Genomic DNA, 21,235 nt, shown 5'->3' with positions numbered 1-21,235 from the left:
GATTGTAATTCTCGTGGCGGTATCGCAGTCTACTTCCTTTATTGGTACGTTCAACCCAGATCTGGTACTCTGATTACGAGACGACCTGCACGTCAAACTTTCCGGACCACTTGTATGTTCGGCCACCCCACTCGAACGACGGCGCAACGAGTGCCAGTATGAGAAAAACGGGGACGAGAAGCAGGGATGGGTACGACAGAAGGACCGATGCCCGGGTAATGCCCAGCTTCCAATATGCAAGCCCTCCAAGTACCGTTGCTACGATCACGCCGACAATCGGGAACATGAGCGCACCTGCGGAGAAGGCGAGTGACATCCCCAGAAGGATGGAGGTTTGGAGTGGCTCAAAGCGCCAGGATGTTTTGCCAAATCGAACGAGTCGGTGATAGACGGCCTCGGGAGATCCATCTACCTCGAGGTGTCGACAGTGATCCGTCTCTGCCCAGATGTCGTCTACGTACTCACTCAGCAGCGAGTCATCGCCGACCGTTCGACGAAGGTCCCGAAGAAACGCTGTTTCATCCAGCTTCGTCCGATCAAATGCGACGCCACCGCCCCACACGTACCGTCCAGATGCGGTCCCGGACGTTCCCGCGATAATCAGTGCTGGTTCAAACAGTTGCCAGAGCCCAGACCCAGTATACACGGGCACTTCTGTCGCGGCATCGTGAGTCTGCACTTTCGACGTGAGCGTTTCAATCCATCCCGCTTCACGATGCACGTCATCATCCGTCCAGACGATAATATCATCAGTTGCGTGTTCCATTCCTGTTGCAAGCGCGTGCGCCTTTCCTGAACAGCCAGTTGGCTCACCAGCTATAACGACAGTTGCCTGATTCGGGGCCTCATCAGCAACTGGGGCCGTAGACGAATCACAAACGATGAGCAACTCGTCTGAATCTCGGAGATCTTTGATCACGGACTCAGCAGCATCCGTCCATCTATTAGTTGGTAAAATAACACTCGCCATGCAAATAGTTCGGCGTAAAATCAAATAGTAGTTATGTTTTTTCGACAGCAACTCGAGTTTCAGACGCTCAAGAAAGGAAGGGCTCCATCTGCTCAAGCTTTTCTGTCGGTTCTACAATCATCCGGTCTTGATCGTAGGTGACGATGTCTGTCTCGGCCAGTTTCGGGATGTGGACGTGATGGAGCAACACCATTGTTTGTTTGACTTGCTCGTCGTCAAGTTCCGTTATCTCGGTGCCGTGTTTCCGTTCGACGATCTCGTTGCGGAGATCCCGGAGAGTCAATGCCCGATACTGAGCGAGAAGCAAATTGAGGACTGTACGACGGTGGCGGTGAGAAAGTAGAGTAAAGATCGTATCGTGGGACAGACTGGCTGGTCGGAGGCCCGACTCGCCTTGCTCAGTTGGGGAATTCGTAGTCACAGATACAATAAGGGGCCGTATGGGAAAGCGTATTACGGGCACCGCAACTGGAAACACTAGTATTTTCACAGCGTATCGCAGAAAACGCTCTCATTTCAACAGTTTCTCCCTCCTTTGATCGACCGGCGATGAGAACTACGCTTCGTCCTCGTCGGTGCTGGGAGCCGGACCGAAATGATTGAACGGTTGAACGTGTTCTTCCTTCACAATCTCCGTACTCATGATTTCGAGGCCAAGATCCGTTATTTTCCCGGTTACGGTATCTACTGCAGCAGAATCTTCGGCGATAGCCTCGATGTGAAGATTGCTCGGTCCAGTCAACATCTCGCGGACAGTGACGGTGCCGACGATTTTCAACGCTTCTTCGGCGAGTTTCGCACGCTCGTCAGGCGACACTCGACAAATGATAAAAAGGTGAAGTTGGTAATTTGCCGCCTCGTAATCAATGTGCGGGTGGTATCCTTCGATCACACCCACATCTTCCAACCGCTCGATTCGGTTGCGGATGGTGCTAGCGGAGACGCCTGCTTCCTCGCCCATCTCTTCGGCAGTGGTCGTGCGTGCGTCCGCTTGAAGTTCGTGGAGGATGGCGCGATCAACCTCATCGAGTTCAAAAGAAAACCAAGGCGGATTCCCCGGGCCACCGTGCCCGGGGTTGAAGCCGACACTCGCTACCACTAACCACGGACTATTAAGTATCTATACCATCTATTGAAACCCGTGGCAGACGACTACCTGAGACGTACCGCAATCACCCGCCCCATCCTCACCACCGATCAACAGGACTTGCTCGAAGCCACCATCACTGAGTGGAAAACTGCCTGTAACATCAGTAGCCGCATCGGATGGGAAAACGGTGAGACGCGGAAAACCTACCTCCAAGACCTCGCCTACGACACGGTGTTGGAGGAAACACATCTCGGGAGTCAACACGCGATTCTCGCCACCCATCAGGCCGCAGCCGCCCTCGATGGTGTCGAAGCAATCGAAGACCTCGATGAACACTACAAAACGTCCCGACCAGAGTTCACCAGTAATACGGTGAAATACGACACCCGGACGATGACGCTGTTCGATGATGGGTCTGTGTCGCTTTCCACTGTCGATGGCCGGATTCGGTGTGACTTGAACCTTCCCGACGAAGAAGACGGGTATCAACACGAATACCTCAACGATGACGAGTGGGAAGTAACAGAGTCTACGCTGTCAAAGCGTGATGGTGAATACTACCTCCACCTCGGGTTTCGCAAGCCGAAGCCCGAGAAGCAGGTCGAAAGACAGGATGACGACGAGGACAGGACAGTTCTCGGCGTTGACCTCGGCATCGTAAACATCGCCACCACCAGCACAGCGTACTTCGCATCCGGCAGAGAGCTTCGACACCAGCATCGAGAGTTCGAGCGGATTCGCGGAAACCTTCAGCAGACCGGGACACAATCCGCCCATCGGACGATTCAGCAGATGAGTGGGCGCGAGTCACGGTATCTCCGTGACCAACTCCATCAAGTCGCTAACCAGATTCTCGAAGAAGCACGCACACACGACTGCGAATACATCGCGTTCGAGAATCTAAAGCACATCCGAGAGCGTGCGCCGCCCGTGAAAGAGTTCCACCAGTGGGCACACCGGCAACTCGTTGACCTTGTAGAGTACAAAGCTGAAGCCCACGGGATTAGTGTCGAGTTTGTAGACCCGAAGAACACGAGTCGGCGGTGTCCCGAGTGTGGGCATACGAGCGAAGGGAATAGGGTGCGACAGGCGGAGTTTGAGTGTGAGTCGTGTGGTGCAACTCAAAATGCAGATTACGTCGGTGCGAAGAATGTTGGGTGGCGGTATGTCCGTCGGGGCCTACAGTCGTCTCGGCGGACGGGCGACAGTCAACTCGCCCTGAAGTCAGGAATGGTGACACCGAACCGGGGATTTGTCCCGTCTGACTAACTTAGTCGGTAGAGGTCGAGTTCACTGACAAGCCCCGCGCCACCGTGCGCGGGGCAGTTGACGCCCAGTCATAGATCCGTTAGCGTCGGTTGAGCGAAGAGCGTTGTGCCTGTACAGCAGATAGTGAGGTAACGAACAACACTCAAAGGGCCAGATCACTATTCGTGTCTATGGCCATCGAAGCCTCATTCACTATCGATCAACCCGAATTTCCATTGAACGCCATTTTCAAGGCGTTACCAGACGCCAGAATCGAACTGGACCGGGTTGTCCCGACCAAGGATGCCGTCGTTCCCTATTTTTGGATTTATTCGGAGAACATCAGCGAATTCTCGGCTGATATGAGTGGCGACGAAGGGGTCGATAATTTCAAAGTGGTTGACGAACTGGAGAATCAGATGCTTGTCCGGATCGACTGGAACCTCGATCACGAAAGCGTTCTCACCGCAATCGTCAACACCGACGTCACCCTTCTTTCTGGATTGGGTGATGCGGAGAACTGGACGTTCGAAGTCAGAAGCAGCGATCAGAAGAACGTCTCTGCGTTCCAGACGTACTGCCACGGGAACGATGTTCCCATCAAACTCTCTCAATTGCATGCGCTTTCGCCACTCGAGTTGGATCGGGAGTACGACCTAACCGACGGACAGCGGAAAGCGTTGGTATTGGCGTATTCTCGCGGCTACTTTGACTCGCCACGTGACGCCACACAAGATGATCTCGCCGACGAACTCGATATCAGCCGACAGGCTGTTTCGTCACGGTTACAACGTGGGCTTCGACGGCTTGTAGCAAGTACATTGATAACGTCTCAAGAGTGACAAATGATACTTAAATAGGTATTGCACGAGCAAAATTCATCGTCATCCCGGTGGCTCCCGTTTGTTCTGGTGATGGAATTCTCTAATACGGCAGTAGATACCGTCGAAATCGTTCCGTCGATGAAATCCGTTGAGTTCGTCGTTGATGATGGTGTCTACCGAGCGGAGTACGACAGTAGTCGTGATAAGCTGAGTATCGCAATTATCGCGGCGATAGCGGCTGCTGACCAACGAAATCCCCACGAATTAACACCGCTTCACTATGTGATTGATACCGAAGCGCTCGATAAATTATTCGCTCCAACAGTCTCCGAAGGGCAGAGAAATGGGTCCCTCTCATTTTTGTACGAAGGATTTGAAGTGACCGTATCCAGCGAGGGAGTTATTGAGGCCAAACCCACGGAGAACACGTAGTCGGAATGGTGGGGGTAAGTCGACAACCGTCTGAGAGCGATGACGTAAAAAGGGCTGTGAGATTTTGACGTTTTGTCTCCCAAATACTTCTATAGAGGGGTAACGCGGACGATCTACCGGGATCCGAGTCGGATTAAGTAATCGAACAGGACGAAACATCCGAGCATGACAACTTCGGTCTCGTCGAAATGACCGGAATATGGCGGGGAATTGACCACGTCGATTCAGCACGTCACACCGGTCAAAGGGACGTCATCATCGTTCGGTACTCGACGGAAGAGGGCAGCGAACAGGGAGACGAACTCACGGGACCGCTCGATGAGTTCATCGAAGCCACGGAATGAGAATCCACTCTCAGAACGAATTGCGCTCAGTATAACTCAGTTTACAAGCTATTTTCGCCGTCCGCGTCGTACTGTGTTGCCGTCTCGAAGAACGCCTCGACGTTTTCGACCGGCGTCTTCCGGTCGACGCCGTGGCCCAGATTGAGAATGTGTCCGTCCCTCCCCGCAGCATCGATCACCTCGAGCGTGCGTTCGCGAACGTCTGCCGGATCGCCGTACAACAGCGCGGGATCAAGGTTGCCCTGAATCGCGACGTCCTCGAGTGCGTCGTGGTCCTGCGTGATATCGACCGTCCAGTCGAGGCCGACCACGTCGGCCCCGCTTTCGGCGAGCAACTCGAGGTTGCCGCTCATGTTGCGCGCGAAGATGATCGTGGGGACGTCGACAGCCTCGAGGATCTCTTGATGGAGCGGGAGCAAGAACTCGCGGTAGTCTGCGGGTGAGAGAAGGCCAGCGTAGGTGTCGAATAGTTGGATTGCATCTGCGCCCGACTCGACTTGATAGGTGACGTACTCGACGATGATGTCGGTAAACGCCTGCAGGAGCCGTTCGAACGCCTCGGGGTGTTCTGCACGGAGTCGCCGAATCGCCATGAACGACCGCGACGGCGTCCCTTCACAGACGTACGCACCAAGCGTGAACGGGCCGCCGGAAAAGCCGAGGACGGCAGCCTGTGAGCCGAGTTCATCCGTTAGACGCTCGAGGAGGTCGCCGACGTACCACAGTTCCTCGCGGACGTCGCCGCGTTCGCGGGCCGTGTCTGCAGGTTCCTCGACCGGGTTTTCGACGACCGGGCCGACGCCGGACTCGAGGTGATAGGAAAAGCCCAATGGCTCGAGGACGGTCAGAATATCGGAGTACATGACGACGCCGTCGGGCTGGAACCGCTCCCAAGGCTGGAGGGAGATTTCGGCAGCGACCTCTGGCGTTGAAATCGCCTCGAGAAATGAGTAGTCTTCCCGGAGGTCGCGGTACTCGGGGAGATAGCGTCCGGCCTGGCGCATCATCCACACCGGGGGGCGTTCCGTCCGCTCGCCCTGGGCCGCCCTGATGAACAGCTCTTTCATAGGTTGCTGTTGGACGGCGGCGGCCTAATAGTTGTGAAAGCGGTCGAACACACCCGGTTTCGGCGCTCGTGTGGCGCTTTCGTATGACTTGCAAGCGAATTACTATCATCGTGGCGCTCGTGTATCAGCTATGGCCACGACCGCCGGAGACGCCGTCTCGTTCGGGAAGTCGATTGTTGCAGGGATTCAAGCGAAGAAGGTGCCGTTTATGGCTGCGAGTCTCGCGTATCAGGCGTTTATCTCACTCCTGCCGTTGCTCGTCTTGGTCTTTTTCCTCGTGACGATTGTGGGCGACGAGCAGTTTGCGTCCCAGACCACCGCAGCGACGGAAGGGTTCTTGCCCGAAAGCGGGCAGTTGCTGATCGAGGAGGCAATCGAAGACTCGCCCGCGACTGCGGGGTCGACGCTCATTGGCCTCGTTATCCTGCTCTGGGGGTCGCTGAAAATCTTCCGCGGGCTCGACACAGCGTTTTCAGAGATCTATGAGTCCGACGACAAGGGCTCGTTTGTCTCACAGCTCCAGGACGCACTGCTCGTGCTCGGAACGATTGGCGGTGCCCTGATCGCTGCCGTTGTCGCGAGTCTCGTGCTCGCGTTCTTCCCTGACATTCCGTTCATCGGGATTGTGCAACCGCTCTTTCTCGTCGTCATCCTCTCGGCTGCGTTCTTCCCGATGTACTACTTTTTCCCCGACGTCGGCGTTGCCAAACGTGAAGTCATCCCCGGTGTCCTCGTCGCCGCCGTCGGCTGGACGATACTGCAGTCGCTGTTTAGCGTCTACGTCTCGTTTGCCGGAGACTCCGAGGCTGCAGGCCCGATTGGAGCCATCTTGCTCTTGCTCACCTGGTTGTACTTCGGGTCGATGATCCTGCTCGTCGGCGGCGTCGTCAACGCAATTGGGGCTGGCCGCATCGAGATTCCAGACGATGACAACGACGACTTGCCCGGTATTCCCGACTCGGATCGCCCACCGTTCGTCGACGACGCCCGGCGCACACACGAGCGTCTCGAGCGCTCACTCGAGTCTGTAACGCGCGAGCGTGACCTTCTCCAGAACGACCTGCGCGCACAGCGCCAGCGCCGGTATCATCTCGAGGACCGACTCAAACGACTTGAGACCGAACGCGAATCGATAGCGCGCGAGCGTGACCGACTCGAGGCGGAGAACGTCCGGTTGCGACAGCGACTCGATGTTGCCGAGGAGACCTCGGGGTGGCGCTGGGTCGCCCGGCAGGCGCTTGCACACGTCCGGACGATTCGAATCGGGACGACCAAACAGGACTAATACGGATTGCTGTACCGATCTACCGGCGGTGAGTCAAACCGTGTGAAACGAGTCCCGGTGGGGGAGTGCAGCGAGTCCACCGCTGCAACCGCCGCCGGGTTGCGGTTGCGTCGGTACTGACGTACAGTAAACCATTGAGCGAAACCCGGACACCTTAGTACTGAGAGCGCGCACTTTCGGCCGTGTCGTATCCTGTCCGGGAGGCACGCCAGCGGATTCAGACGGCCCATCGCCCGACTATCGCGGCGATCAATGACTGTGCAATACAGGTCGCTGCTCCCTGGGATACCGCCCGAACCACCAACCCCGACGCAGTTGTCGGCCCCTTTCGTGACGCACTCGAGGAGCGCGGATTGCTCGAGACGCTCGCGTCGCTGTTAGTCGATGTCGTCGAGGCGCTCGACTACGAGTGTCAGGGGTCGCCGGTTCCAGCACCGCCGTACGTTATTGTCACGAGTCGCGGGCCGATGGTCCGAGCGACAATTGATCCCGGCCGTCTCGTGATTCGGTTCGACGCCTTCGAGGTGTTGCGTGACTCCGACCCCGAGCGGAGTCCCACGTATCATCGGTGTGATGGCGTGACAGTCGACGTCTCACTCGAGTAGGATGGCTGTTCTCGTGGGTGCTGATTTGACTCACTCGAGCAATATTGCTATCCTCACGAACTCCCTTGGCTCCTATTAATAACATCGTTAGGTTCATTACTAACTACCCGCAACTGATGAGTGGTGACTACTAGTGACTGATTCACGACGCTCGTCTCGTCGGTCATTGCTCGCGACGTCCGGCTCCCTTGCAGCACTCGCATTTGCCGGCTGTCTCAGCGATGATGACGATGGAAACGGCAATGGAAGCAGCGACGACCATGACGACGACCACGACGATAATCATGATGACGACCACGATCTCCCCGTCGCCGAATTCGACGTTCTCGACCGCGACCACGACGAGGATGTCCTCGTCTACATCCACGGCGACCACTGGCACGACGACCCACTCGAGATCCCCCATGACGATTACCTCTCGCTCGGAGCATCCGTCGAAGATGAGGACGGTGATGAGATCGAACTCGGCGACGGAATCGATCTCGAGGTCGATATCGTCAGCGGCGACGACGTGATCGACGTCGACTTCCACGGCGATCACGTCCACATTCACGGCGAGGACGATGGCTTTGCAGATATTACGTTCCAACTCGTCGAAGACGGCGAGGTTGGCTACGAAACGCCAGAACTCGAGGTCGACGTTGGTGACCACGATCACGACGATCACGACGATCACGGCCACGCGGAGGTTGAGGAACTGAAGATCCTCGACCGCGCTGAAGATCCCCACGAGCAGGTCGCGGCGTATCACGACGACCACTGGGACGGTGAACTCCCACACGTCCACGTCGATGCACACGTTTCGCTGGGCGGCGAGTTCTACGATGACCACGGTGACGAGATTCCGATTGGTGGGTCCGAGGAGTACGAACTCGGTGTCCGCGTTGCCGACGACGCCAACGAGGATATCGTCAAGATTGACGACGCCGACGACTTCCACGGCGACCACGTCCACATCCACGGCGAAGCAGACGGCGAGACCGAGGTCGTCTTCATGCTCTGGCATGACGACCACGCCGACTGGGAAAGCGAGCCACTCGCAATCACGGTCGAAGACCACTAACGGACCCTGCTGACTGTCGGGTTCGCCGTGGCATCCGGCGACCCCGTCTGCCGAACTGGTTGCGGTCGCGGTCCCCGCCTCGCGCTCGATCCCCTCTGCGGTGTTACTAGCGAATCGGCCTATAGCTACCTTCGATTATTAACTGCGCTATTTTGGATAACAACCCTTTTACCCGAGAGAGCGTACCCTCGTACATGGACCGAACACGCCGTTCAGTACTGCGCTCGAGTGCGAGCGTCGGTGCAGGTGCCGTTGCACTCGGCGGGCTCGCGGGGTGTCTGAGCGAGCCGGATACTGGACGTGATCCTGACGGCGGCTATGCAGCATTTTTCGCTCTCTGGGATTGGACCGAACAGATTTCTGGCGACCAAATGGACTTCGAGAACCCTGTGAGTACGGGCGAGATGGGACATGGTTGGGATCCACAGAGCGATCTCATCGCCGACATCGCTTCCACGGAAGTGTTCGTCTATCTCGACACACCCGAGTTCTCGTGGGCACAGAACGTCGCCGCTGACCTCGAGAGCGATTACGATCACATCACGCTGATTGACGCGATGGACGGCCTCGAGTCGGAACTGTTGCCGGCTGCTGGAGGGGATGGCCACGACCACGACGATGGTGACGACCACGACGACCACGACGACCACGACCACGATGGTGACGACCACGACGAGTACGACGGTGACCCAGCGGACGTCTCGATTGCGGAGTTCCAACTCATCAATCGCCAGACGGGCAATGACGCCGCCTCCTGGCACAACGACCACTGGCATCAGGGGCTGCCTGACGTCCCAGTCGACAGCTACGGTGCCGTCGGCGCAGTCGTCGAAGACGACGAGGGACGCGTCCTGCCACTCGGCGAGGGCGACCCGTTCTCGCTCGAGGCCCGCATCGTCGACGGTGCAACTGAGGGACTCGTCGATATCGACTCTCATGGCGACCACCTCGAGTTCCACGGCCTCGAGACGGGCCGAACGCGCGTTATTTTCGAACTCGTCGCAGACGGCGACGTCGTCTGGGATTCGAGCGCCGATACGCTCACACTCGAGGTTGTCGACGAACTCGACGAGAGTGAGGTTCCGGAGTTTTACGATCCACACGTCTGGACCGATCCGATGCTCGTCCAGGAGATGGTCACGACAATTGCGGACGGCCTCGCCGAACTCGACCCGGACAACGCCGAAACGTATCAGGACAACGCCGACACCTACAGCGAGCGTCTCGAGGACGTCCACGAGCAGTTCCAGACGGTCGTCGCAGAAGCTGAACGCGACGTTGCCGTCCTCGCCGGCCACGACTCGTTCCAGTATCTCGAGCAGCGATACGGGTTCGACGTTCATACGCCGTCCCCGATTTCGCCGGATGCGGACCTAACGCCCGGTGATCTGGCCGATACCATCGAACTGATTGACGAGGAAGCAATCGAGACGATTCTGTACGATCCGTTCGACGCGAACGAAGGCGAGATGCCTCGAGAAGCTGAACACTTACTCGAGAACAGTATGGCGACCGACGCCGTCCCGATCAGCCCCACTGAGGGAACGACTGCAGAGTGGAACGAACAGGACTGGGGCTGGGTCGAGCAGATGGAGGAGTTGAACATTCCATCACTGCGGGCAGCACTTGGAGCTGAGTAGAATGCAACATGTACATATCCTCGCGGTCGAACTGCTGGTGAATCGAGAGTGAGTAACGCAGTCAACGTTCGAAACGTCTCGTTCGCTTACGGTGACCAGCCTGCACTCGAGGACGTCACGCTGACTATCGAGTCCGGGGACTTCTTGGGATTGATTGGGCCGAACGGATCGGGGAAAACGACGCTTCTCCATATTATTCTCGGGCTTCTCAGCCCCGATAGCGGCGTCGTCGAACTGTTCGGCCAGCCCGTGGACTCGTTCGATCAGGGCGAGCGCATCGGCTACGTTTCACAGAAAGCAACGGATCGTGGCGGGACGATGCCCGTCACCGTTCGTGAGTGTGTCCGAATGGGCCGATTTGCTCACGTGGGTCACGGTCGACTCAGCGATGAAGATCGCAAAATTGCAGATGACGCACTCGAGACGGTCGACATTACGGACCTCGCTGACCAGCAGATGAACCAACTGTCGGGTGGACAGCGCCAACGAGCTTATATCGCGCGGGCGCTGGCCTCGGAAGCCGACTTGCTCGCACTGGATGAACCGACGGTCGGTGTCGATGCAGAATCGCGTGATGCGTTCTATCAGTTGCTCGAGTCGTTAAACGAGTCGGGAATCACGATTATTCTGATCGAGCACGATATCGGCGTTGTCACGGATCGGGCGGATCGAATCGCCTGCATCAATACGCAACTGTATCACCACGGCGATACGGAATCGTTCGTCGAAAGCGATGCACTAAGTGAAGCCTACGGGGCGACAGGCACGGTCGTCCACCATCACCACTGATGAGCGGGGACGAACGCGCCTCAGGAGCACGCGACGCTGCGGAGGCACAGCAACCGGAGACACACGAGGGGCTCGATCTTCGCTACGGCCTCGAGATCGTCGGGATCGGCCTCGTTGCGCTGCTTGCAACGGCGATGATCGCGTTTATCGCCCTCGACTGGTTGCGCCACCTCAACGGCAGTGCGGCGGTGCTCTTCGAGCAGTTCCTCATCGCTGGCATGTGGATTGACTACTCGGTTGGGACAAACGTCTTCCAGCACGCGTTTATGTGGCGAATGATCGCCACTGGCGTCCTCATCGGAATCGTCGCGCCGCTAATCGGGACCTACCTCGTCCACCGGCAAATGGCGCTGATCGGTGAGACGCTCGCCCATACCGCGTTCGCGGGCGTTGCAGTCGGCTTCCTTGTCATCGCCGTGACGGGCTGGGAGGGCTCGCTGTTGATCGTCGCACTCATTGTCAGCATACTCGGTGCACTCGGCGTCCAGTGGCTGACCGAACACACCAACACGTTCGGTGACGTGCCGATTGCAATCATGCTCACCGGGAGTTTCGCTGTTGGGACGTTGCTGATTAGCTGGGGGCGAGGGACGATGTCGGTTGCCATCGATATCGAGGGCTGGCTCTTTGGGAGCCTCTCGGTTGTGCCATCCGGTGGCGCGCGTATGATGGCAGTTCTCACGGTGTCCGTCGTCGCCGTCATCGCGTTGACGTACAAACAACTGCTGTTTATCACGTTCGACGAGCAGGCGGCCCGCGTCGCCCAACTCAACGTCACCGCCTACAACACTCTGCTGGTCGTTATGACTGCCGTCGTCGTCGTCGGCGCGATGCAGATTCTCGGTGTGATCCTCGTCGCCGGGATGCTCGTTATTCCCGTCGCGGCTGCCTCACAGATCGCCAATAGCTTCCGTGAAACGCTGTTTCTCTCGATTCTGTTCGGCCAGGTCTCGATACTTGGCGGCTTTGCGTTCGCGCTCAGTCAGAGTCTCCCACCCGGTGGTTCGATTATCGTCGTCGCAATCTGTTGTTATCTCGCAACAATTGCGCTCTCGAGTCGCTCTGGTGTTGCACTCTCCATGCATTAATTTGGTCGCGTGCCCGAGTATGCCATCCGTTCACAGATCCTTTGTCGCTGCAGTCGAATACTCAGTATGGCCATCGAAGCCTCGTTCACCGCCGAGGAAGGAGAGTTTCCGCTCGCAGAGGTCTTCTCGAAGTTTCCCGCTTCCCGTATCGAACTCGAGCGGGTCATCCCGACAAACGACGCGTTGGTTCCGTACTTCTGGTTGCAAGACGTCGATGCAGCAGCGATTGATCTCGAGGGTGTTGACCATCCGGGTATCAACGACCTCCAGATTATCGACGCCCTCGAGACGGAGGTGTTCGTTCGGATCGACTGGGATTTCGACTACGAAAGCGTGCTGACGGCCATTTTCGAGACAGATATCGCGCTGGTATCGGCAGTTGGCACGCACGAGAAGTGGACGTTCGACGTCCGAGCGACGGAGCAGGCGGCCGTCTCGGAGTTTCAGTCGTACTGTCGTGAGTGTGGGATCCCCATCGAACTCGTCCAGTTGCACGCACTTTCGCCGTTGCATTCGGGCAGTGAGTACGACTTGACGGATGCCCAGCGCGAGGCGTTAGTGCTTGCGTACTCGCATGGGTACTACGATTCACCGCGGACTGCATCACAGGACGATATCGCCGCTGAACTCGAGATTACGCGACAGGCAGTTGCATCCAGATTGCAACGCGGAACGCGGAACTTGATTGCAAGTACACTCATTGGCGCGACGGACTGAGGGGGTATCGTCGCCTCCCAGCGCCCTTGAAACCGGGCCTTCAGCGCTGTCTCTTGGTTTGTCAGCGAGAAACAATACACTCCGACGATACCCCCGATGACGTATAGTGAGGTTACGTATGCAAAAGTCAGCCATAGATGTTCGACGTGATTAGAGAGAGTGTGCGCGACATCGAGCACTCGAGAGACGTTCTCACTCTGTCCGACAGTAAACCGGAGCCATATGCGCATCGACTCCTCGAGCCTACAGTGACGGCCATCGAGAGCACAGACGAAACAGCGAGGTCGACTGCGAATGGATGAGACAACCGATCTCCCCAGTTCCGGCGCGGATACCGTCGTTGAACGGGGGGAAACGTACGACCACGACCAGTACGGAACAGTCGAGGTCTCAGCAATCTGGAAAGGTGTCAACGGCGTCGATACGACGCGCGAAGCTGTCGAGACGGACACGTATATCGTCCGCTACTCGGCCGACGATGATGGCGATCCTGTCGATGAATTGACCGATACGTTGGACGAATTTCTCGAGGCTATCGAGTAACTGCTCGAGCAGTCACAGTTCGATTCTTCTGTCTGCCTACGCCGTGGGAACGAGAGCGGGCTTTAACTCACTTCGAAGTGACGTCTCAGATGATGGGACGGCTAGCTACACTCTTCGATCCCGAGACTGTCGGCGTGGTCGGTGCAACCGACCGTGACGGCGCAGTTGGCCGGGCGATCCTCGAGAATCTACAGTCGGATTTCGACGGTGAGATCGTCCCGGTAAACCCCTCTCGCGAGGAGGTTCTTGGGCTCGAGTGCTATGAAGACGTGTCGAGTGCGCCGCCGATAGAGCTGGGTGTCGTCGTCGTTCCCCCGCCAATCGTTCTCGAGGCGGTTCGGGAACTCGGCGAGACGGGGACGGAAAACGTCGTCGTCATCACAGCCGGCTTTGCGGAGACCGGCGGCGACGGGGCCACGCGCGAGCGACGGCTCCGAGAAATCGCCACTGAATACGATCTGAACGTTGTCGGCCCGAATAGCCTCGGCGTTATGTCGACGCCGAGTGGCATGAACGCCACGTTCGGCCCCGAAAACGCCCGCGAAGGCTCGATTTCGTTTATGAGCCAGTCGGGTGCGTTCATCACCGCTGTACTCGACTGGGCGAACGAACAGCGAATCGGATTCAAAGACGTCGTCTCACTGGGCAACAAGTCCGTCCTCGACGAAACGGACTTCATCGAGGAGTGGGGCGAAGACCCTGAGACGGACGTGATCATCGGCTATCTCGAGGATATCGATGATGGCCAGCGATTCATCGAGACAGCCCGTGAGGTGACTAACGACACGCCAATCGTCCTCGTGAAATCAGGGCGAACTGACGCGGGGGCACAGGCTGCGTCCTCACATACGGGTGCAATTGCGGGCAGTGAACGCGCCTATCAGGCCGGCTTAGAGCAGGCAGGCGTAATTCGCGCCGAGTCCGTCCAGGAACTGTTCGACTACGCGCGGGCACTGTCAGGACTGCCCGAACCCGACGCCGACGGCGTCGCCGTCGTGACTAACGCCGGTGGCCCCGGCGTCCTGACAACCGATGCCGTCGGTGACTCGACGCTCGACATGGCGAACTTCACCGACGAAACCATCGACCGACTCGGCGCGGCGATGCCCGACGAGGCGAACATCTACAACCCAATCGATGCCATCGGCGACGCCGACACCGAGCGCTTTGGCGAGGCCTTAGAGATCGCACTCGAGGACCCGAACGTCGGCAGTGCCGTCGTCGTCGCCGCGCCAACGGCCGTCCTCACCTACGACAACCTCGCCGAGACGGTGATCGAAAAACGCGAGGCCTACGACAAACCGGTCGTCACCTGCCTGATGGGCGGGAGCCGCGCTCGAGCGGCCGACGAAGTGCTCCGGGAGTTTGGCATCCCGAACTACTTCGATCCCTCGCGGGCGATTGCGGGTCTTGACGGACTGACGCGTTATCGTGACGTTCGCGCGCAGGTTCGAGACGACCCCATCGCGTTCGATGTCGACCGCGAGCGTGCCCGCGAGATCATCGCGCGAGCAACGGATCGTGAGGACAACCGACTCGGCGTCGAGTCGATGGACCTCCTCGAGGCGTACGGGATTCCCACACCGACGGGCGAAATCGTCGACGACCCGGCGCGGGCACACGAGGTCGCCGAGTCAATCGAGGGCGACGTCGTGATGAAGATTGTTAGCCCGGATATCTCACACAAGTCCGACATCGGCGGCGTGAAAGTCGGCGTGAGCGACGACAACGTCTACGACGCCTACGAGGATGTCGTCTCACGGGCGCGTAACTATCAGCCCGACGCGACCATCATCGGCGTGCAGGTCCAGGAGATGCTCGATCTCGAGGCCTCGACCGAAACCATCGTCGGGATGAACCGTGACCCGCAGTTCGGCCCGCTGTTGTTGTTCGGCCTCGGCGGGATCTTCGTCGAAATTCTCGAGGATACGTCGGTCAGAGTCGCCCCAATCGGTGAGGACGAAGCCCGCGCGATGGTCGACGAGATTCAGGCTGCGCCGCTGTTGCGCGGCGCGCGTGGCCGCGAACCGGCGGACGTCAACGCGGTTGTCGAGACGATCCAGCGACTCTCACAGCTCGTGACGGACTTCCCGTCGATCCTCGAGTTGGACGTGAACCCGCTCGTGGCCGGCCCCGAAGGCGTACAGGCGATTGACCTGCGACTGACTGTCGATACGGAGGCGTTCACCGATGACTGACACAGATACCGATACTGACACCGACACCGATCAACAGACCGAACCGACACGCAGCCCCGACTCGAGCGCCGGCGAGACCGAGACAATCCTCGTCAGTTCGCTCGCCGAAAGCGTCGGCAAGACTGCGATCACGCTTGCGCTGGCCGAACTCGCCCACGAAGACGGCGACAGCGTCGGCTACATGAAGCCAAAGGGCACGCGCCTGCAGAGTAACGTCGGCAAGACCGTCGACGAAGACCCGATGCTCGCACGCGAACTGCTCGGTCTCGAGGCCGAGATGCACGACTTAGAGCCCGTGGTCTACTCGCCGACGTTCATCGAGCAGGCGATCCGCGGGCGCGAAGACCCAGCAAAACTGCGCGAACGCATTACGGAGGCGTTCGACGACCTCGCTGCAGGCCACGACCGAATGTTCGTCGAAGGCGGCGGCGAGTACGCCGTTGGTGGCATCGTCGACCTTACTGATGTTGACGTCGCGGAACTGCTCGAGGCTCGCGTCGTACTGGTCGCGCCCTATCAACAGCCCGGCGACGTCGACGACGTCCTCGCCGCGGCCGACGCCTTCGGTGACCACTTTGCTGGCGTCATCTTCAACAACGTGCCCGACGCGGCCTACGACCAACTCGAGACCGACGTGGTTCCCTTCCTCGAGGGCCGAGACGTGTCGGTTTACGGCGTGCTTCCGAGCGAACAGACGCTCGCAGGTGTCACCGTCGCCGAACTCGCGGACGAACTCGGCGCGTCGGTGCTCGTCGACGAGGGCGAAGACAGCTATGTCGAACGCTTCGCCGTCGGCGCAATGGGTGCCGACAGCGCACTCCGGCACTTCCGCCGGACGAAAGACGCGGCCGTCATCACCGGTGGCGACCGCGCCGAGATTCACACCGCCGCGCTCGAGGCCCCCGGAATCCGCTGTTTAATTCTCACTGGTGGCCACCGACCATCCGGTGCGATACTGGGCCAGGCCGCTGAGAAGGGCGTTCCCGTCCTTTCGGTCCAGACGGATACCGTGACGACCGTCGAGCGCGCAGAAGATGTCGTCCGAAGCGGACGCACTCGAGACGCCGACACCGTCGCACAGATGCAGGCGTTACTGTCGGACCACGCCGCACTCGAGGACGTTCTCGGACTCGAGAGGTAGTCGCCGGAACCATCGCGGGGCTGTCGTGGGACGAAACGGTGGCTATGGCTCGATTTCAGCCCGTTTCTGTATTTTTGGTCCGTCCATCGGTGGGTGAGGTGACTGCACTGTCTGACCAACAATTAAGAGTCCGCCGCGCATGAGCCAAGACATGGGAGACATGGACGACACCCCGCAGGAAATCACCTCAATCGTCGGCCGCGAGGTTTACTCGAACAGCGGCGTTTTCGTCGGCGAAATCGAGGACCTCCAGTTGAATATCGACGGCCAGGTCGTCACTGGCCTCGCACTCGGCAATCTGAATCGCGAACTGTTTTCACAGGAAGCCCAGTCCGGCCAGGGCGTCATCGTCCCATACCGGTGGGTTCGCTCCGTTGGCGACGTGGTTCTGGTCAACGAAGTTGTCGAACGCGTTCGCGACCCCGACGACGAAGAAGACGAAATTCTCGCCTGATACGGATTGCGGTACCGATTTGCCGGCGGTGAGTCGAACCGTGTGAGACGAGTCTCGGTGGGGGAGTGCAGCGAGTCCACCGCTGTAACCGCCACCGAATCGCGGTTACGACGGAAATGACGGACAGTAACCCGTATGAATCTGCGCGCTGTTCTCGAGGCACTTTGAAACAGGGGAGCGATGCCTACTGTGACCAAGTCATTGATTTCTTCGGGCTGGGGCGAGACGATCTGAGACTGCAGAATCGACACGCGAGACACGCACGTCTTCGCGCTGGATGTGAGCATTAGGACCCGTTCGAACCTTCCGTGCCGTCGACGCCCATCGTATCGAACAGCGTCCGCGTGACTGCCTCTTCGGTCAACTCGAGGAGCGTATTCCGGTTGTCGTCGGATATTTCGATGCCGGTGAAGATGCCGAGCGGGATCTCTGCGCTGGCCTGCGTGGAGTGGCCGGCGGTTTCGCCCATCTCGCCGTAGGCGTCATCGAGCACTTTGCCGATGTTGATACGGATATCCTTCGACCGGCCGGCGAGGAAGATGGTCTCGTCGGCGATTCCGAAGACCGCAGTCGTGGTGACACCCTCGAGATCGAGGAGGTGACTCGCGGCCTGCGTGAGTGCCTCGCGGTCGCGGACGAACCCGGCGTTCGAGACGAGATGGCTGCCTTGGACGTCGCGGTTGGTGATCGCTTCGGCGAGCACGTCGAGCGTTTCCGGCGACATCGACGGTGATTCGACCTGCTCTAGGGTATCGTGGTTCGCGAACGGATAGAGATACGCCGCAGCGGTGAGGTCTGCGGGGGTTGTGTCGCGTTTGAAATCCAGCGTCTCCGCGCGGATTCCGTACAGAAGCGCAGTCGCGACTTCCTCCGAGACGTTCATGTCGAATTCCTGAATGTACTTCGTGATGATCGTCGACGTCGAGGACATGTTCGGCCGAATATCGACGAATTCAGGTTCGTAATCGGCCTCGAGTTCGTGATGGTCGATCACCGCATCAACCGAGAGGTCCATTTCCGCGCTGGTCGCGTGATCGACCAGTGCAACGGTGTCATAGACCGACCGATCCTCGAGTTCGTCCCACTGGAGGAGTTCGATTCCTAGAAGATTGACGAACGCACGATTTTCCTGGTGACCCATATCGCCTAAATAGACGATATCCGAGTCGATGCCGAGATGGTCCGCAATCGCCTGGAGTGCGGCCGCAGACGCAATCGAATCCGGATCGGGACTGTCCTGCGTGATGATCGCCAGTCGAGAGGACGTCTCCTCGAGTAAGTCCGCAAGCTTGCTGGCGTTGTACTCGAGTTCACCCGACTCGAGCGCTCGCAGTGCGGATTCGGCGATGACTGAGGAGGGGTTGATAACGACGTCAGCGCCCAACTCCTCGAGTTCGTCGCCCGAGACTGGATCGCTCGCGCGCGCGACGATGAATTGGCCGTCGTTTTGGTCGCGGATGTGTTTGACTGCCTCTTTGTTCGATTCGACATCGGACGCGAGGATGAGGACAACGCCGCGTTCGCTGACGAGATCGGCAACCTCGGGTTCGCTGATGTCGGCGGTGCGAGCGTCTAGGTCCTGGTCGCGCAGCGATTCGACGCGGCTCTCATCGCGGTCGATGATGAGGACGTCTTTGCCCTGCTGGACCAATTCTTCAGCGACGGCGTAGCCCACGCTGCCACAGCCCAAGATCGCGTAGTCAGAGATCGACGAAATCGTAACCCCCGTACTCATTGCACGTGTGGTCGGACCGGCCACACTTAACGGTCCCGAAGATTGTTACGTTTCGATAGTGTCATCGGATCCAGTACTCGATACCTCTCGAGGACGCCTCCGTGCGTGTCCCGGTCTGTCACGACAGTCTTCAAGGGAAACGTATTTGAACGACCGCCGGAAACTCGAGGGTATAGGGCCGGTAGCTCAGTTCGGCAGAGCGTCTGACTCTTAATCAGACGGTCGCGTGTTCAAATCGCGCCCGGCCCGTATTCTCGCCGCGAACAAACTCGTGAGCGGCGAGCATCGGAACCGGCGTGATTTGAAGTAGACGAGTCGCAGCCAGCGAGGGATCTTCGATCCCTCGAGCAGTCGGCGCTCTGCGCCGACGACCGCGCAACGAAGTGAGCAGGAACGTCTCGGCGTAGTTCATAATCGCGCCCGGCCCCACACCGTTTACAACCGCATTTCGTTCGCACAGTTCATACTCGAGGCTGGGGATGACGCGGACGTCCAGACTGACGGCGAATACTCTGATCATTTTTCTTCGAGTGCATCTTGTATCTGGGGTCCGAATGCGATCCATGACTTCACACTCCCCGTTCCGTGTCGTTTGCCTTGCTGGTCCGAGTGATTCGGGCAAGACGACGCTCGTCGAGGAACTCATCCCGCGGCTCATAGACGACGACACCAGCGTTGGGACCGTCAAATCGATTCATCACGATATCGAGATCGATACGCCCGGGACAGACACCCACCGCCATCGCACGGCCGGTGCCGAAACCGTCGTCGGGATTACGCCCGAACTCACGTTCGACATCTCGAGCCAGGGCAAACGGAATCCGCCGGAGCCACCTGCATCGTTCGCGTCGCTGCTCGAGGATGACCCTGAACAACAAGCACTCGCTGCCACGCTTGCACGCCTCGAGCGCCGCGGCTACGATATCGTTCTCGTTGAGGGCTTTACCGAGGCTCCGCTGCCGACGATTCTCGTCGGAGATCGGTCGCCGGACGCCGTCGGCGGGCCGGTGATCGGCCGACGTGAGGACGGACTCGAGGCGCTGATCACGAGCGTTCAGGCACTCGAGGATGTTCGTGACACCAGCTGAAATCGCAAGGAATGCCGTTTTACTGTTGTGGCACTGCCATGATGCTATAGCGCAGTAGTCACTCGTACGACAGCACTACCGGTGGTGCTATACATCAATTTTCATTAGTGTGTGTTTGGCCATGAATGAAGCGATAGGAGATGATGAAAGTCGGTTTGAGCGCGTCTAATTGCTTTGGAAGTGAGACTATTGCAGTCCCGGTTGTACTGAGAGACGAACTTATGACATCGATCGCAGACATCGAAATTCCGGCCGCAGGTACCGGACTGGGCGACCTCTTCGAGGACGTTCCCTCGCTGAGTTGTGAGATGGAACGCGTCATCGCCTCGAGCGGGCACTGCCTGTGGCTTTCGGGGGCGACACAGGACGAAATCGAACGGGCGCTTGCGACCTCGAGCGAAATCGAAGCGTATGCGCTGGTCAGTGAGGATACCGATCGCTGGCTCTACGACATCGAATTCGACCCCGAAACGGTCGACCCGTTCACGGTCGTCCTCGAGGAAGGTGGGACAGTGCTGTCCGCGTCGGCCTCGAATAACACGTGGCTACTCAGCGTTCGCGTTGTCGACCGCGAGAACGTGAGCACGCTGTACGACCGCCTCGTCGACAACGACGTCGGACCGACGATTGTCCGACTGTTCGACATGGCCGAGGAGACGCATTCGCAGTGTGGGCTAACCTCTCGACAGTACGAAACGCTGGTCGCAGCAATCGATCACGGCTACTTCGAGATTCCGCGTGAAGTCTCGATGCAGGAACTCTCGGACGAACTCGGCATCTCCCATCAGGCCCTGTCGGAGCGTCTGCGCCGAGCCTACCGCGCGCTTGTCACCTCAGAACTCAACGTCGCCGAAGAGGAGACGACTGCGCCGCCGATGCCCTCTGACTAAGACGGACTACTGTACCTGTGATCG

The 21,235-nt window shown here is 58.6% G+C and carries 23 protein-coding genes and 1 tRNA gene; 18 read left to right on the top strand and 6 right to left on the bottom strand.

Features of this window, described 5'->3' with window-relative positions; translation table 11 throughout:
- Positions 1–73: 73 nt before the first annotated feature.
- The 3 genes from B2G88_RS05470 to B2G88_RS05460 form a co-directional block, all read right to left on the bottom strand.
- Positions 74–970 (bottom strand): glycosyltransferase, encoded by an 897-nt coding sequence (locus B2G88_RS05470; RefSeq protein WP_087714185.1) that lies wholly within the window; start codon positions 968–970, stop codon positions 74–76.
- A 67-nt stretch (positions 971–1,037) separates the two neighbouring features.
- Positions 1,038–1,391: a DUF7344 domain-containing protein gene (locus tag B2G88_RS20235; RefSeq protein WP_449406689.1), complete on the bottom strand. Its 354-nt coding sequence runs from the start codon at positions 1,389–1,391 to the stop codon at positions 1,038–1,040.
- Positions 1,392–1,526: 135 nt separating this feature from the next.
- Positions 1,527–2,069, bottom strand: a complete 543-nt coding sequence (locus B2G88_RS05460) for an Lrp/AsnC family transcriptional regulator (RefSeq protein ID WP_054863128.1) — start codon at positions 2,067–2,069, stop codon at positions 1,527–1,529.
- 42 nt (positions 2,070–2,111) lie between these two features.
- Between B2G88_RS05460 and B2G88_RS05455 the strand changes: the two genes are divergently transcribed.
- From B2G88_RS05455 to B2G88_RS05440, 4 genes are all read left to right on the top strand, one after another.
- Positions 2,112–3,329 (top strand): RNA-guided endonuclease InsQ/TnpB family protein, encoded by a 1,218-nt coding sequence (locus tag B2G88_RS05455; RefSeq protein WP_087714184.1) that lies wholly within the window; start codon positions 2,112–2,114, stop codon positions 3,327–3,329.
- 170 nt (positions 3,330–3,499) lie between these two features.
- Positions 3,500–4,150 carry a helix-turn-helix domain-containing protein gene (locus B2G88_RS05450; protein ID WP_087714183.1) on the top strand — a complete coding sequence of 217 codons (651 nt, stop codon included), beginning with the start codon at positions 3,500–3,502 and terminating at the stop codon, positions 4,148–4,150.
- Between the two features lie 72 nt (positions 4,151–4,222).
- Positions 4,223–4,564, top strand: a complete 342-nt coding sequence (locus B2G88_RS05445) for a HalOD1 output domain-containing protein (protein WP_245835297.1) — start codon at positions 4,223–4,225, stop codon at positions 4,562–4,564.
- A gap of 188 nt (positions 4,565–4,752) precedes the next feature.
- Positions 4,753–4,908, top strand: a complete 156-nt coding sequence (locus tag B2G88_RS05440) for a hypothetical protein (RefSeq protein ID WP_245835294.1) — start codon at positions 4,753–4,755, stop codon at positions 4,906–4,908.
- A 41-nt stretch (positions 4,909–4,949) separates the two neighbouring features.
- Here B2G88_RS05440 and hemE read toward each other — a convergent pair whose 3' ends face one another.
- Positions 4,950–5,975: a uroporphyrinogen decarboxylase gene (hemE, locus tag B2G88_RS05435; RefSeq protein WP_087714182.1), complete on the bottom strand. Its 1,026-nt coding sequence runs from the start codon at positions 5,973–5,975 to the stop codon at positions 4,950–4,952.
- A gap of 130 nt (positions 5,976–6,105) precedes the next feature.
- Between hemE and B2G88_RS05430 the strand changes: the two genes are divergently transcribed.
- The 11 genes from B2G88_RS05430 (at position 6,106) to B2G88_RS05380 (ending at position 17,498) form a co-directional block, all read left to right on the top strand.
- Positions 6,106–7,260 carry a YhjD/YihY/BrkB family envelope integrity protein gene (locus B2G88_RS05430; RefSeq protein WP_087714181.1) on the top strand — a complete coding sequence of 385 codons (1,155 nt, stop codon included), beginning with the start codon at positions 6,106–6,108 and terminating at the stop codon, positions 7,258–7,260.
- A 182-nt stretch (positions 7,261–7,442) separates the two neighbouring features.
- Positions 7,443–7,865: a hypothetical protein gene (locus B2G88_RS05425; RefSeq protein ID WP_054863130.1), complete on the top strand. Its 423-nt coding sequence runs from the start codon at positions 7,443–7,445 to the stop codon at positions 7,863–7,865.
- Between the two features lie 133 nt (positions 7,866–7,998).
- Positions 7,999–8,928, top strand: coding sequence for a hypothetical protein (locus tag B2G88_RS05420; protein ID WP_054863131.1), 930 nt, complete (start codon positions 7,999–8,001; stop codon positions 8,926–8,928).
- A gap of 194 nt (positions 8,929–9,122) precedes the next feature.
- Positions 9,123–10,568 (top strand): metal ABC transporter substrate-binding protein, encoded by a 1,446-nt coding sequence (locus tag B2G88_RS05415; protein ID WP_087714180.1) that lies wholly within the window; start codon positions 9,123–9,125, stop codon positions 10,566–10,568.
- A gap of 48 nt (positions 10,569–10,616) precedes the next feature.
- The gene (locus B2G88_RS05410; protein WP_087714179.1) at positions 10,617–11,357 is read left to right on the top strand and encodes a metal ABC transporter ATP-binding protein; all 741 of its coding nucleotides are present in this window, start codon (positions 10,617–10,619) and stop codon (positions 11,355–11,357) included.
- Positions 11,357–12,445, top strand: a complete 1,089-nt coding sequence (locus B2G88_RS05405; RefSeq protein WP_054863132.1) for a metal ABC transporter permease — start codon at positions 11,357–11,359, stop codon at positions 12,443–12,445. Before B2G88_RS05410 ends, B2G88_RS05405 begins: the two co-directional genes overlap by 1 nt.
- A gap of 66 nt (positions 12,446–12,511) precedes the next feature.
- Complete coding sequence (locus B2G88_RS05400) at positions 12,512–13,162, top strand: helix-turn-helix domain-containing protein (RefSeq protein ID WP_054863133.1); 651 nt, start codon at positions 12,512–12,514, stop codon at positions 13,160–13,162.
- A gap of 294 nt (positions 13,163–13,456) precedes the next feature.
- The gene (locus B2G88_RS05395) at positions 13,457–13,705 is read left to right on the top strand and encodes a hypothetical protein (RefSeq protein WP_054863134.1); all 249 of its coding nucleotides are present in this window, start codon (positions 13,457–13,459) and stop codon (positions 13,703–13,705) included.
- 92 nt (positions 13,706–13,797) lie between these two features.
- A complete protein-coding gene (locus B2G88_RS05390; protein WP_087714178.1) occupies positions 13,798–15,903 on the top strand; it encodes an acetate--CoA ligase family protein in 2,106 nt (701 codons plus the stop codon).
- Entirely contained in the window at positions 15,896–17,044 is a 1,149-nt protein-coding gene (locus tag B2G88_RS05385) for a phosphotransacetylase family protein (RefSeq protein ID WP_054863135.1), read from the top strand. The genes B2G88_RS05390 and B2G88_RS05385 overlap by 8 nt, the downstream gene beginning before the upstream one ends.
- Before the next feature lie 160 nt (positions 17,045–17,204).
- Positions 17,205–17,498, top strand: coding sequence for a PRC-barrel domain-containing protein (locus B2G88_RS05380; protein WP_054863139.1), 294 nt, complete (start codon positions 17,205–17,207; stop codon positions 17,496–17,498).
- Between the two features lie 286 nt (positions 17,499–17,784).
- Here the strand turns inward: B2G88_RS05380 and B2G88_RS05375 are convergent, their stop codons facing one another.
- Positions 17,785–19,233: a DHH family phosphoesterase gene (locus B2G88_RS05375; RefSeq protein ID WP_087714177.1), complete on the bottom strand. Its 1,449-nt coding sequence runs from the start codon at positions 19,231–19,233 to the stop codon at positions 17,785–17,787.
- Between the two features lie 175 nt (positions 19,234–19,408).
- Between B2G88_RS05375 and B2G88_RS05370 the strand changes: the two genes are divergently transcribed.
- Positions 19,409–19,482 (top strand) — tRNA-Lys (locus B2G88_RS05370).
- On the opposite strand, the gene B2G88_RS05365 is transcribed toward B2G88_RS05370, so the two are convergent.
- Positions 19,448–19,753 carry a hypothetical protein gene (locus B2G88_RS05365; protein WP_087714176.1) on the bottom strand — a complete coding sequence of 102 codons (306 nt, stop codon included), beginning with the start codon at positions 19,751–19,753 and terminating at the stop codon, positions 19,448–19,450. The genes B2G88_RS05370 and B2G88_RS05365 overlap by 35 nt on opposite strands.
- 43 nt (positions 19,754–19,796) lie before the next feature.
- Between B2G88_RS05365 and mobB the strand changes: the two genes are divergently transcribed.
- Together mobB and B2G88_RS05355 are read left to right on the top strand one after the other, a co-directional pair.
- Positions 19,797–20,321, top strand: coding sequence for a molybdopterin-guanine dinucleotide biosynthesis protein B (gene mobB / locus B2G88_RS05360; RefSeq protein WP_054864203.1), 525 nt, complete (start codon positions 19,797–19,799; stop codon positions 20,319–20,321).
- A gap of 221 nt (positions 20,322–20,542) precedes the next feature.
- The gene (locus B2G88_RS05355) at positions 20,543–21,211 is read left to right on the top strand and encodes a helix-turn-helix domain-containing protein (RefSeq protein WP_054864204.1); all 669 of its coding nucleotides are present in this window, start codon (positions 20,543–20,545) and stop codon (positions 21,209–21,211) included.
- Positions 21,212–21,235 lie beyond the last annotated feature (24 nt).

It is taken from the genome of Natronolimnobius baerhuensis (assembly GCF_002177135.1).
Taxonomy (GTDB): domain Archaea; phylum Halobacteriota; class Halobacteria; order Halobacteriales; family Natrialbaceae; genus Natronolimnobius; species Natronolimnobius baerhuensis.
The sequence above is the reverse complement of the archived record's forward strand: the minus strand, read 5'-3'. Positions and strand labels throughout refer to the sequence as shown.

Coding starts and splice junctions, on each gene's coding strand:
- B2G88_RS05470 (WP_087714185.1), bottom strand. CDS start 970: ATGGCGAGTGTTATTTTACCAACTAATAGATGGACGGATGCTGCTGAG.
- B2G88_RS05450 (WP_087714183.1), top strand. CDS start 3,500: ATGGCCATCGAAGCCTCATTCACTATCGATCAACCCGAATTTCCATTG.
- B2G88_RS05445 (WP_245835297.1), top strand. CDS start 4,223: ATGGAATTCTCTAATACGGCAGTAGATACCGTCGAAATCGTTCCGTCG.
- B2G88_RS05440 (WP_245835294.1), top strand. CDS start 4,753: ATGACCGGAATATGGCGGGGAATTGACCACGTCGATTCAGCACGTCAC.
- hemE (WP_087714182.1), bottom strand. CDS start 5,975: ATGAAAGAGCTGTTCATCAGGGCGGCCCAGGGCGAGCGGACGGAACGC.
- B2G88_RS05430 (WP_087714181.1), top strand. CDS start 6,106: ATGGCCACGACCGCCGGAGACGCCGTCTCGTTCGGGAAGTCGATTGTT.
- B2G88_RS05415 (WP_087714180.1), top strand. CDS start 9,123: ATGGACCGAACACGCCGTTCAGTACTGCGCTCGAGTGCGAGCGTCGGT.
- B2G88_RS05405 (WP_054863132.1), top strand. CDS start 11,357: ATGAGCGGGGACGAACGCGCCTCAGGAGCACGCGACGCTGCGGAGGCA.
- B2G88_RS05400 (WP_054863133.1), top strand. CDS start 12,512: ATGGCCATCGAAGCCTCGTTCACCGCCGAGGAAGGAGAGTTTCCGCTC.
- B2G88_RS05395 (WP_054863134.1), top strand. CDS start 13,457: ATGGATGAGACAACCGATCTCCCCAGTTCCGGCGCGGATACCGTCGTT.
- B2G88_RS05390 (WP_087714178.1), top strand. CDS start 13,798: ATGGGACGGCTAGCTACACTCTTCGATCCCGAGACTGTCGGCGTGGTC.
- B2G88_RS05385 (WP_054863135.1), top strand. CDS start 15,896: ATGACTGACACAGATACCGATACTGACACCGACACCGATCAACAGACC.
- B2G88_RS05380 (WP_054863139.1), top strand. CDS start 17,205: ATGGACGACACCCCGCAGGAAATCACCTCAATCGTCGGCCGCGAGGTT.
- B2G88_RS05375 (WP_087714177.1), bottom strand. CDS start 19,233: ATGAGTACGGGGGTTACGATTTCGTCGATCTCTGACTACGCGATCTTG.
- B2G88_RS05365 (WP_087714176.1), bottom strand. CDS start 19,753: ATGATCAGAGTATTCGCCGTCAGTCTGGACGTCCGCGTCATCCCCAGC.
- mobB (WP_054864203.1), top strand. CDS start 19,797: ATGACTTCACACTCCCCGTTCCGTGTCGTTTGCCTTGCTGGTCCGAGT.
- B2G88_RS05355 (WP_054864204.1), top strand. CDS start 20,543: ATGACATCGATCGCAGACATCGAAATTCCGGCCGCAGGTACCGGACTG.